We start from the raw sequence: 11,692 nt of genomic DNA on the forward strand, positions 1-11,692 counted from the left end.
GACCGGCCGCACCGACATCGAAATCGAGATCAGCAACCAGTGCGCCAGGCTGATCGGCAACGCGATCATCTTCTACAACTCGGCGATCCTGTCCCTGCTGCTGACGAAGTACGAGGCAGCTGGCAATGCCAAGGCGCTGGCGTTGATCACGCAGATGTCGCCAGCGGCCTGGCGGCACATCCTGCTGAACGGGCATTACACCTTCCAGACTGACGGCAAGTTCATCGACCTGGATGCGCTCGTGGCGGGACTGGAGCTGGGCTGACGGAAATTTCTGGGATTCCGGCGTACAACCCCTGTCTGCGGTCAAATCATCTGGCCTTGGAGAGACTGTCAAAAGCGCACTTCAAAAAACCGACGGCACTACGCTGGCCAAGAACTTCCAGAGCGCTGACCGCTCGAGCCTTTCGAAAGCTGACCAGGATAGCCTTTCACAATCGGCCCAGAAAACCATCAACGATCAGATGGCCTATCAGAAGGTTAGCGGATTGGCGAATACCTATGGGTACTCTGAGGACATGAAGCTTGATTCGTTGACGGGCAAGGTCATCAACGAAGGCCGGGATCGGGCCGTTGTCGGTGACGCCATGAACAAGTACGGCCAAGAGTTTCAGGAGAACCAGCAGATGTTCAGTCAAACAATGCTGGATCCCAACCGTGCGAATACAGCTGCAGCGTTGTACACCCTGGCCAAACACCATGATTTCGAGGCTTTGACTGGAGCCACCGTCGACTATGACAAGAATGCGAATTTGCGTTCACCGGCGGTTGGCAATCTAGAGGCGGAGACAAGCAACGCAGGCCACATGGTTGACACAGGGGCATTTGACTCTCGGTTTAATACGGAGAAGACAGCTGCCGTTGCGGATGCTCACCAAAATATCGCAGCTAAACATGCTCACAATGATGGGATTGCGCAAAACGACTCTGAGGTTTACGCGAAGAAGGCATTGGATCCTGCAGCGGATAGGGCTGCTGATCGTATCCGCGGTTCGGCGACCGAACTCAACGATCGAGGTGAGTCCTCGTTTGGCATACTCGCTGCGGCCTCCAATGGTGTCGGAGCGGCTTTGGGCACCCGCGCAACACGTGAGGAGTACATGCACGAAGGTGAACAACTGGGTCTGAATGAGGCCCAGGCAGATGTATTTGCAACAGCAAGAGTTGGTGGCCTAACTGATAATTCAAGGGAACGTTGGGACAGTTACGCTGCTGCCAATCATATGGATAAGGACTTGTCCGATGGAATGTATAAGCAACTGGTTGAGGCAGGGCTACACGACAATGGATCTGGTGGGCACCTTGCAGACATTTTGACGCTGAATCAGCGAGATAATGTCGGTCGCTGACATGTCCACAGTTCCGCGGCAGTAAATTGAACCCTCGTTACGAAAAAAAACCGGCTTTTAAAGCCGGTTTTTTTTGGTCAAGACAATCTGTCAATTGGTTCGCTCATATCGTTGCCAGTCGTCACCTTGTAGTAGTTGAATTCTTCTGCGCGTAATCCTTCCACTGGTTGGTATTCCTCGGGATACAACTCGCTACCGGTAGGACCGTTTTTGCTATCGAACAGACTTAGAAACGACCCAGCCATGAAGGCGATTGCACCTGCAAGCAGAACAAGAAACCCGACATTAGGTGCGAACAGAGAGTTCAGCACACAGAAGGCTACCAGAGCACCAATCGTGTAGACAGGAACTCTCGTGCCGGCATTGCTGCTGTGTGTCAGGTGCAATGCCCCCGAGGCAACGATCAAGACCAAGGCGACATAGGCAAACATCTCGTAGCCTAAGGTCATGACTTTAGTGCTACCTACCAGCACGCCGGCGAACGCCAGTGCGATCGTCACCAGGTGCTTGAGCGTCCACAGTCCACCAGCAGTACGAATGCCCTCCTCCACCGCCCACAATTTCTGGATGGGTGCAGGCAGTTGTGGCCGTTGCGCCAGTTCTGCAATCAGATCAACCACGTTCACGGCGTAGGCTGCATCAGCTTGCGAAGGGCTGCTTATGCCAGCTACCTGGCGCAATGCGCTGATAGCGCGTCCAAAGTCGGCAGGAGCCTTGCGCAATGCATCCACGTTGAAGCTGAACAGATCGATCGTTTCTGGTGGCAGGCCCATGTAGCGCTCAACCAGTGCTTCAGCACGTTTGACTTCTGACTCAATGATCATCTTCATTGCGAATTCTCCTTTCGACTGAATACATCCTACCGCACCTGCTGTAGATGCAACCCCTGTCACTGGCTTGAGTAAGTCTGCCCGGCCAAGCGATAGGTGGATGCGACCTCCTCCTCCGGACTCTGGCGATCAATGTCCTTCTCCTGGACAGGCTTGCCCTTGGCGGTAGGTAAGTACATGTCTCGCCCCTGCAGAACCTCCTGACGCGCCTTTTCGTCGTGTCGCTTGGCACGCCTTGCGTTGCGGTCGAATGACTTCAGCGGCTTGATCGTTGGTGCTCGTTCGCTAGCCAGCACAAACACCGGAAGATTGGCTTTGATCATTGCGTCCCATCGGCTGCTTTCGGAAAACCACAGCATGCAGCGTGGGTGGGGAGCGACCATTTTGTGTTTGATAAGGATGTCGGCGTCCGAAAGATGAACAATAGAGTTGAGGTCGAAAAACTCCGGGGTTTGCTCCATCGGAATGTCCTCGGCGCCGGCGCGGATTTCTGCCTTGGCCTCGAGCTGAGCGCGGATCTTGCTGACGGTCACTCGCTCGTTGCCGGGTGAGTGACCAGCCCACGTGAACGTAATTTGCCGTGGGGCTCCGTCGAATGCGTGTACGGATCGCTTCAGCTGGTTGGTATTGAAGCTCGCCCCCAGGGCACGCCGCATAATTCGCGGCCGCATCTCCGGCGTCAGGTTCTGCTCAACGCGCACCATCTCAATGGCGTCGACCAGGTTCTGTTTGCAAGCGTTGATCGCAAGTACCTGATCGAGCACCGAGGTGGCCACCGTGAAATAGCCAGGCAAGCGCATGACTGTGCCCGGGGCCTGTCCTATGTCGCGTTCGAAAGTCCCGATCGCATCGATGGCCATCTTGATGGCATCAGGACCAGTAACCCTCTCCACCAGCAAGATGTCGGGCGTTTTCTGCTCGTTCAGCAACGGCAGTACATACACCACGCCGTCGACCACCAGTGTTGGCCACGTTCGGTTGAATGCCTCGATGGCAGCGGTCAGTGATTGGTAGGCAGACTGAATTCGTTCGTACATAGGACCCCCTATACAAGAAGCCACATTATACCACCCCTGCACGTCTTCCTCCATTTGCAAGCCAAACCCTTCTACCGCGTCCCTCCCCACTACCTCACCGCCGACTTACCCTCACCTTCATCTCCCTTCCCTTTACCTTCCTCTTACCTTCCATCGCGCTACGCGCGGGCCGATCAGGATAGGGGTCGCGCCCTGCACCCTGCTTTTGAGGTTTCAAGGCTCAGCGGAGCTCCTGGGAGGTACGCAGCGAGCTTCGCGTTTAGGTGTAGGGTCAGGAAGGTCGCGGAGTGGCCCGCCAACCATATGCAGGGGTGGTATAAAGTCGCTTGTTTGTCGCCTTACTGTCGACCGATTGTTTTCGAGTTTTGAAGAGTCGAGTCCGCTTATGGAGTCGCTCTCGGCCGGGCCGCGGGCTGCGTATTCCAGAATTCGTGGTGACGTTGCCGCCGGCCATTACCAACGCCGAACTTGGGCGTAGACAGTGGCTTCCCTTCTGCTATTTCCAGATCCCTCCTCTACCTGGGGTTCGGGGAGCAATGGAACAGTAAACGCACTTAAGCCCAGTACCTGCCCGCAAACCAGCGCTCTGTCTGGGGAGTACGATAAAACCACCGTTTTATGAAACCGCTTTAACGAACATCAGGAAGGACCGTAAACATCCGAAAAGCGGTTCGATAAACTCGTTTCGACAATCAGAGTTCTCCAATCAACAGTCACATACGAGTAAAGCGAACTCTAATTCGTGCTTACGTTGGTTTTCGGTTCCATTGCTCCCCAAACCCCTACCTCTTCCCTGCCACTTATTCGAGATCGATCCGTTGCTACAGACAACCTGGTTGGTCGTAATACTCGGCCGCCGTTCGTTCAAGGCGCTGATCGATCCTGGTGGATTGTGGCCACCGTTCTCGCTCAGGCGATCAGTGCTCGGACCAGCCTGGCGAAAGCTGGAGGTGCGGCGCTTCTTCGGTCGCCCATATCAACAGCATCGGGTGTGGGGTACGAAAGAATGAGGTCGCAATGATTGTTTGTTTGTTTGTTTGTTTGTTTGTTACTAGTTACAATCAACTTAACATTCCTTGCAAGGTGTCTCGCTGTGCGCGAATCCCCGATCTCAACTCAAGACATCGTCGACGCTGGCAATTCCATTCTCGCGGATGGTCGCGCGGTGAATGGCTATTCGTTACGTAACGCTATTGGTAGTGGCCGGGCCGATCGGCTCATCAGGATCTGGACAGAACACGTAGAGCTGAACGGCTCGTCTGCTGCTGGGTCCATAAGCATTCCAGTCCGCGCACAATCATTGATTTCCAGCTACGTGAAACGCCAAGAAGCATCGGTCAACCAGCTGCTGCAGGAATTGGCAGTTGTGCTGAACGAAGCGGCTCAGTCCGCCGCTCTAGAGGAAATTGATTCCTTGAAAGCCTCGGTTGAACAACAGCGCAATGCTTTGCTTGATGCAGATTTGTTGATTGATCGTCTCGAGCAGACAAACCAGGATCTTGAAAATCAACTTGTTGTTGAACGGGACAACGCTGACCAGATGCGCACTGCCCTAGCGAGAATGGAGGATCAGGCTCGGAAAGATTCTTCTGCCCTTGATGTGTTGAACAGCCAGCTTCAAGAGGCCCAAGAGCAGGCCTCCTCTCTTCATGAGTCGCTTGAAGATGAGAAAAAGGTGTTGGGTCGCACTCAGGATGAAGTTCTGAGGTTGGAGGAACGTGTAGCCGGCTTAGTGGAGAAATCGAAGCAACAGGACGCGGCGTTGCTCGATGCGCGACGGGATGCTCAGGCGTCGAGGGAGCGTGAAGCCACGGTTAACGGACAGATGCTGCAGCTTCAACGCGATCGCGATGTCGATGTCGAGTTAATAACCAGGTTACGGCTTGAAGTAGGTACCGCGGCTACTAGGGTTAGCCAAAGTGAGGCTGAGGCCAATGCGTACAAGGGGCAACTGGCTCAACTGAATGATCGAGTTGGGGGACTGCTCTCCACAACAGGTCCCGGTGGTTCCCATGAATGAGGTTACCTACCAAGGTTTCAACGTTTACGCTACGTCCTGTGCTCTCAAATTTGAGATGGCTACAAATGCAGGGGGTGAGACTGTCCTGAGTATCGACGGCGCCAATAAAGCCGGCGCCGAATTCGATTGGGGCAACAAGCTGATTTTTCAGGTCACACCCAGAGAAACCACCTTGTTCCTCTGCGCGGTAATGGGTTTGGTACCTACGTTCGAAGCTTCGAACCATGGTAAAAGCAGATCCAAATCTATGACTTTGCAGAACCAGCTCGACAAAGGGGTTCTTCTGTTGAAGATGCAGGCGCCTCGCCGATCGGTCTTGGTGCCAATTACCCCAGACAAGGTCTTCGAATTGGGCTGTTTGACAATGCGGGTGCTCTCCACCCAGGTCGGACTTGACCCCGGTACCTGCCTCTCAATGCTTCGCGCTACTGCTGCCCGCTTTTATCATTACAAAGCAAAAGGTTCTGATCCTGGTTAAGAGCGGTTAGAAACCTGTTAGAAGCGGTTAAGGGTCTGAGAAATGGGCCTGAAGCCCTTGATCTGTATGGCTTTTCGCTTAATACCTAATACCTCACCATGAGGTTTTTTTACCTGACTATGAGGTAAAGCTACCTCACGATGAGGTAAACGTACCTCACTATGAGGTAATCCTGCCATTTACCCTTTATTCAGCTTTAAATAACGCTCATAAGTATCTGAAATATAAGGATTATTCGAGTTTTTGCGATTATCTGACTATGGAGTAATTCTGCCTGACTATGGGGTATCTTTTTTGTCTGCTTCTTCACACCTTCGTAAGTCGTTGATATATAAAGATATTTGCACCTGTGGTGCAACGTTGATGGTGACTTCGATCCGACATATGACGGCACCTGATTTAGGGGTAAAAAAGTTCACCATGCTAAGCCTTCCTTCCCGTCCAGAGTGGCCAATCTGTCCCGATTGAAGGGTTTCTAAAGCGCCACCAGGGCCTATTTCAAGGGCTTGCGGAGCATTTCATTCATTTTCCGTAAAGACGTTCTGAGCGGTGTTTTGACCCTTTTCTCCGTTTTTTACTCCTTGGTGAGTTTCTGCCCCGCTCTATTTTTCTTTATCTACCTCTTAATCAGGTGCTGCTCAGGCCCTCTTTACCCCTAAGTCAGCATTAGCCGGTTCAGTAGGATTTAAGGTTTTGGCTGTTTTCTTCCGTGGAAATCTGCCCTGTGTGTGCGGATTGATCCAATATCAACCGCAGTGCCGGCATTCTTTGTCGACGCTGCTTAATCGTGGCCAGCCCCTTTTGGTTAGGTGATCAGCGGTCCTGTGACGGCATTATTACGTTTCCCTTCCCTCCTACATCTGCTCTCAGGGAGAACGTTACAGCTCAATCTACAGGCACAAAAAACCCCCTAAGCGGGGGTCTTGGTATTTGCCTTGTTTCTCACGACAGTCACCTTGCCTGATCTGTCACAACTAGCCTCTTTTAAGAAGCCTACGGCGACGAGTTCGTTCAAGGCTTCTTTGACCATTTGCCTCGCTTTGCCTTGTGTTGAGACGCGCGATCCGGCGTGCTTTATCAGGGTATCAACGTTCAGTGCATATGGCTCACTGTGCGAGGCATAGAAACCATGCAGCCATTTGGCTAGGTTTCCGGGCAATGCCATTCGCTGCTCCCATTCAATCCTGGTGCTATAAAAGCCTCCACCAAACAAGGTGGCGATCTCAGGTTCCAGCTCTACGATCCATTCGTCATCAGCGCGTTTGCCGGCGACGTCAAAGTCATCACTGTATTCAAACTTTCTGACAAGCGAGAGAACTACACCGCGGCCAAGACGTTCCGAGTGAAACTGAACCCCAGTTGTTTTCAATCTGGTCAGGATCGTCATGAGCCGGACGGTGTGTTTTACCCCGTATGGCCACTGAAGGTCCTTTTTCATCTGAGCTGGGCTGAAACGAATAGGCGTCCCAAGTTCCTGAAGCCGTGCCAGATGAAGCACTTGCAGCCAAACGTCCAAGTCGTCCTGGCGTAGCTCCTCCCCCGTATAGATCACACGGGAATTGCCGTAGCTGGAAATTTCAACTGATTTCAGTTGATCACGTTGTACGTTGCGATTCCGAGCAGTGAACAGTGCGCATCGAAGCGCTTCATTTGGAGCTTCTCGAAGTTCCTCTGCCCATTTGCCCAATCGCTTTTCCGCGTTCTCCTTGGCTTCCTTGGCTCGTTGTTGTGCGGCCTTTAGGCCATCGCCTCGTCGCGTGGCAGGGGCCGCTGCTGGCTTTTGGGTTTCGGCCTGAGTTTGTGCGGCTTTACCTGATTCGTTGGTCGTGTCACCCGTCCCCTGCTCTTGTGCGCTTAGCGGATCATCTCTGAGGAGTGCGGCGTTCTGAGCTGCTTCAGCCCGCTCTCTTGCTGCTTTAATGCCATGACCTGGCTTAGATTGAGGTGTACCCCCCTCCCCCTCTGCACCGCCCTGAGTGGCGAAGAGATCACCATTTCTGGGCTTTTCCGATTTGGTGTCGTTCACACTCGGACCCCCTATGCCGATTTAAGGCTTTTCAGAAACTCTTCAAGTTTTTCAAGCTGCTCGTCTGAGAACTGCGAGCGAACCAGTTTCAACTCGTAGAAATTTTTGCTTTTCTTCGCATGCCCGAGCTTAACCTCACCGCTTTTAAGCTCGATACCTGCCGCCGTTTGCGTGGCTTGCGGAAATTTCTTCTCCAGTGACCGAGCAAGATTCTTTATCGGCGTACCGGTGCTAAGTGCTGCCTGTATGATGGAGATAAGGGCCTTTTCCAAAGCCTCTTGTGAGGTTCCGGACTCCACTTTCTCCTTAATAAACTTTACAGTTTTCTCTGCACTTGCAGCCGTGATCAGTGCGGGCTTTTTATCCAGAAGAGTATTCACCGCTACCGGAAGACTTTCGAATGCCATCATCCGATAGTACGTGGTTTGTGTCAGTCCAAATTCCTGGTGCGTGGAACTGACGCTTCCAAACTCCTTTTTGTGCCGGATTATTGCTCGTGATTTTTCGTAGTCACTTAAGTCCTTGCGACCAAAGTTTTCTACGAGCGCTCTAGCCGAACTTTCTTGGTCAGTGATATTGACCACGTGGGCCAAGATCCGGGTCTTACCCAAAATCTTATGAGCTCTTACCCTACGCTCTCCAGATACGAGTTCATAACGGTTGCCCTTCGCTCGAACTTCGATTGGTACCAATAAGCCTTGCTCATCTATCAGTCTGACCAGCTCATCAATACCCTCGAAGTCTTTCCGCGGCTGATAGGGGTTGGGGTCAACTATCGATATGTCTATGGGGCGCGCAGACCAGTATTCCGTATCAGAAACACCGGTATCTTCAATAATCTGTTTGTGGTTCGCGAAGGTTTGAGTCAGGGATCCTGCAAGTAGCGCGGAAAGCCCTGGACGGCTCGGTTTAGCAACTTTGTCGTCTGCCGCCTTTCCTGTCTTCCGGTTGGCTTTACTTGTGGTTTCGCTTTGTGCGCTCATTATCTAGAGCCCCCTGTTGTTTCGGCAACATAGACAGCAAGTTCCCCATATTGCTTCGTAACTTTGTTGTTGCGATCAAGCATTCGTAAACTTCTGCTTATCGCGATCGACTGATTCACTTTACTTGTTTGAGAAATCTTTACTGGGACAACAGTTCCGAACATCTCAATCGCATCTCGTTCATTCTCCTGACATAGCGTCAGTCGCGAATCGTGCTTAACCAACAGTGCACCAAGAAAGCTTAGATCTGGATTGATTTTCTTAATTCTATTGATTCTTTCCTGGAGGTCAGCGAGTCCGTAAAGACCATACGCTGCGCCCGACTCTACAGGAATGATGTAGTGCGTTGCGGCAGCGAGTGCATTCATAGTCAGAAGCCCAAGATTAGGTGGGCAGTCCAAAATGATGTAGTCGGCCACACCCATCAATGGGGCAATTCGTGCCTTTAGAACTTCGTTGGGTCGAGGGTCTTCCTGTTTAATAATGTCAGGAACAGTTTCGAGGCTAAGAGAACCATAAATCAGACTCACGCCTTCAATTTGTGTGGTTTCAAAGATAAACGCGTTAAGGCTGGCAGATGGGTTCAATAACAGTTCAGCGAGATTGTGTGTGACCTTTGCTGGATGCTCTGGACCAATATGCTTCGATGCGTTGGCTTGCGGATCCATGTCGATGAGTACGACGTTATTGGAACCGTTGAGCTGGGCGAGATGGTCCGCAAGGTTTATCGACGTGGTTGTCTTGGTTACACCGCCTTTGTGGTTAGCAATGGCAATGATCTTTGTATTAACGACACGTTCTGCCATTTTCTACTCCTAATGAAAGATCCCAGGTTTACTACCTGTTCATACATCGTGAAAAGCATTATGCAACATTACGTCGCCAAAATTCTTGGAAAACGCTATTTATTTTGCCGTATCGTTTTTAAAGATGGTCTGCGGTGACATGATCTTAGACCACCTTTCCCATTCATTCGCCCTCCCCTCCCCCGCTTCTTTGTCTAACCTAAGCGATATAGCTGGTCTTGGTTTGCGAGAATTCCTCGTTCATTCCCACGGTGGGAATGGTAATGGCGCAGCTCAAGGCCTTGATTCACCGAGGCTCCCTTGGTATTCCCGGTTTTATACCCTGGGCTAAATCGCCCCTTCCTGATGCCTCTCTCGCTGGAGGATTGATCGGTTAAACGCATTCGTTTTGATCGTATTCGCTGATTCGTGCGACGGACGGTGCCGTGCATTGATCTCTCCTAACGTAAGAATGTAAAGGACCTGCGCGCTTTCATGGGATTATGTCCTCGCCATCGTGCGCTGGGCTACACCGTATGGCGCTTATTCCCACGGTGGGAATCGATCGGCCCGGTGACGGGGTCCTTGATTGGTCAGTCCCTACACCCCCGCTCATTCCCACCGTGGGAATGGTATAGACAAGCGACCTTTCATCGACTTTGAAAGCTTGATACATGCGTTGACTTGCTTCGGTGCGTCCATCATTCCCACCGTGGGAATGGTTTTGTCCAATACCCTGTGCGCAGTTCCACGATCGTTCCCCTTCTACTGGCGGTTTCTTACTCGGTGGCAGTTGCCACGGCTGTATCGCCCCGCGTTGCTCGGTTTGCGCCGGCAGCTCCCAGCACGCTCATTTCCCACTGTAGGAATGGTATGGCTAAGCGCCCTTCTGAGATCTTCTAAATTGGTTCGTGCATTGGGCGACTCCGCGATGGTGCTTATTCCCACGGTGGGAATGAAACGGTTCGACGCTGGTAGCAGATCGGCGTCTAGTGGGCTGGCCTGTTCATAGACGGCGGCATTTGTTTGTTGGGATGGTTTACTCCGCTGACCCCGGTTTGTAGATTGACGCGTGTTCCGTACCTTGGTCATTCCCACCGTGGGAATGCCATGACCAAGCGCCCTTTCACGATCTATAAATTGGGTTCATCCGTTGTGGGACTTCGCGATGGTGCACAATCCCCACGGTAGGAGCGAAACGTCTCGACGCCGGCCTTTGGTACCAGATGGTGCCTTGTGGGCTGGTTAATAGACGGCGGTAAATACCTGGGTTGGGGTACCTCACCCGCGGAACCCGGTTTGTAAATTGGAGCATGTCCCATAGTTTGATTATTCCCACCGTGGGAATGCTGCGGACAAGCGCCCTTTTCGTTATTGGGCTCATGCGTTTTCGGACTTCGCGATAGTGAACATTCCCACGGTAGGAGTGATACGCCTCGTCGCCGGCCGTTGGTACCAGATCGTGGCACGTGGGCTGGCCGGTTCGTAGACGGCGGCGTTTGCCACGGTTGAGAAAGCTTCACGCGGATCCCGGATTGAGGGGGGCGGGTCACAGCATGCTCATTCCCACCTTGGGAATGGAACAGTACGTAGTCCTATATGAGGTTTCGCATCGCTGTCTCTCGTTCCTTCCACTACCAGGATGGTGGCAATTGCGACTGTTGGAATGTGTCGCCTGGCGTCTTGTGAGTGACGTGTGCGCAGCGTTGGTGGACTGCGCTGTTTCGTGACGGTGCTCATTCCCACTGTGGGAATGGAACGATTATCGCGGCTCTGAGTGCATCTGAGTTGAATAGGGGGGTAGTTGATTCCTCAAGGGAGATTAGACCCTGACTGACTCATTCATTGAGTGGGCGATACTCGGCACAAGGCGCTTCCATGTAGGGCAATCTGCAACGGCCGAATAGCGAGTTTGATGCACTGTATAAAGGTACAGGTTTGGTGACGCAAGTGTGCAGGCGTTTGTGGATTCTTCGAACGTAGGTTTTCATCTCAGACTCACTCACTTATTTAGGCGCACAATAGATCCACGATAGGGCGACAAAAGGTCGACATTCGGAAAGCTGGGTTTGAACGTCTATTGACCTACATTTTTGAAAGTTCAACGGTCGACAATAGGTCGACGATCGACGGACTATCGCCTTAGGCTTGGTATCCGCTGATCGCTGTCATAAAAAAGCCCGC

The 11,692-nt window shown here is 52.2% G+C and carries 9 protein-coding genes; 4 read left to right on the forward strand and 5 right to left on the reverse strand.

Annotation, left to right across the window (positions count from 1 at the left end):
- A partial coding sequence (locus AC1Q6D_RS23940) for a Tn3 family transposase (RefSeq protein ID WP_132445019.1) occupies positions 1–265 on the forward strand: 265 nt, incomplete at its 5' end.
- Positions 234–1,349, forward strand: coding sequence for a hypothetical protein (locus AC1Q6D_RS23945; RefSeq protein WP_103403839.1), 1,116 nt, complete (start codon positions 234–236; stop codon positions 1,347–1,349). The genes AC1Q6D_RS23940 and AC1Q6D_RS23945, both read left to right, overlap by 32 nt.
- 77 nt (positions 1,350–1,426) lie before the next feature.
- Here the strand turns inward: AC1Q6D_RS23945 and AC1Q6D_RS23950 are convergent, their stop codons facing one another.
- The gene (locus AC1Q6D_RS23950) at positions 1,427–2,179 is read right to left on the reverse strand and encodes a hypothetical protein (RefSeq protein WP_103403838.1); all 753 of its coding nucleotides are present in this window, start codon (positions 2,177–2,179) and stop codon (positions 1,427–1,429) included.
- A gap of 59 nt (positions 2,180–2,238) precedes the next feature.
- A complete protein-coding gene (locus AC1Q6D_RS23955) occupies positions 2,239–3,216 on the reverse strand; it encodes a DNA replication terminus site-binding protein (protein WP_256590191.1) in 978 nt (325 codons plus the stop codon).
- 1,093 nt (positions 3,217–4,309) lie between these two features.
- Here AC1Q6D_RS23955 and AC1Q6D_RS23960 point away from each other — a divergent pair.
- Positions 4,310–5,236, forward strand: a complete 927-nt coding sequence (locus AC1Q6D_RS23960) for a coiled-coil domain-containing protein (RefSeq protein ID WP_103403837.1) — start codon at positions 4,310–4,312, stop codon at positions 5,234–5,236.
- Positions 5,229–5,714 carry a hypothetical protein gene (locus AC1Q6D_RS23965; RefSeq protein WP_050682283.1) on the forward strand — a complete coding sequence of 162 codons (486 nt, stop codon included), beginning with the start codon at positions 5,229–5,231 and terminating at the stop codon, positions 5,712–5,714. Before AC1Q6D_RS23960 ends, AC1Q6D_RS23965 begins: the two co-directional genes overlap by 8 nt.
- Before the next feature lie 910 nt (positions 5,715–6,624).
- Here AC1Q6D_RS23965 and trfA read toward each other — a convergent pair.
- The 3 genes from trfA to AC1Q6D_RS23980 are packed head-to-tail and all read right to left on the reverse strand — an operon-like array spanning position 6,625 to position 9,529.
- Entirely contained in the window at positions 6,625–7,740 is a 1,116-nt protein-coding gene (gene trfA / locus AC1Q6D_RS23970; protein WP_050682282.1) for a plasmid replication initiator TrfA, read from the reverse strand.
- A gap of 11 nt (positions 7,741–7,751) precedes the next feature.
- Complete coding sequence (locus AC1Q6D_RS23975; RefSeq protein WP_103403836.1) at positions 7,752–8,723, reverse strand: ParB/RepB/Spo0J family partition protein; 972 nt, start codon at positions 8,721–8,723, stop codon at positions 7,752–7,754.
- Positions 8,723–9,529 carry a ParA family protein gene (locus AC1Q6D_RS23980; protein WP_050682280.1) on the reverse strand — a complete coding sequence of 269 codons (807 nt, stop codon included), beginning with the start codon at positions 9,527–9,529 and terminating at the stop codon, positions 8,723–8,725. The genes AC1Q6D_RS23975 and AC1Q6D_RS23980 overlap by 1 nt, the downstream gene beginning before the upstream one ends.
- Positions 9,530–11,692: the final 2,163 nt, after the last annotated feature.

It is taken from the genome of Pseudomonas sp. MT92 (assembly GCF_058792515.1).

What these genes read in the sequence shown, in the direction of transcription:
- AC1Q6D_RS23955 (WP_256590191.1), bottom strand. Translation starts at nt 3,216, where the DNA reads ATGTACGAACGAATTCAGTCTGCCTACCAATCACTGACCGCTGCCATC.
- AC1Q6D_RS23975 (WP_103403836.1), bottom strand. Translation starts at nt 8,723, where the DNA reads ATGAGCGCACAAAGCGAAACCACAAGTAAAGCCAACCGGAAGACAGGA.
- AC1Q6D_RS23965 (WP_050682283.1), top strand. Translation starts at nt 5,229, where the DNA reads ATGAATGAGGTTACCTACCAAGGTTTCAACGTTTACGCTACGTCCTGT.
- AC1Q6D_RS23945 (WP_103403839.1), top strand. Translation starts at nt 234, where the DNA reads ATGCGCTCGTGGCGGGACTGGAGCTGGGCTGACGGAAATTTCTGGGAT.
- AC1Q6D_RS23980 (WP_050682280.1), bottom strand. Translation starts at nt 9,529, where the DNA reads ATGGCAGAACGTGTCGTTAATACAAAGATCATTGCCATTGCTAACCAC.
- AC1Q6D_RS23950 (WP_103403838.1), bottom strand. Translation starts at nt 2,179, where the DNA reads ATGAAGATGATCATTGAGTCAGAAGTCAAACGTGCTGAAGCACTGGTT.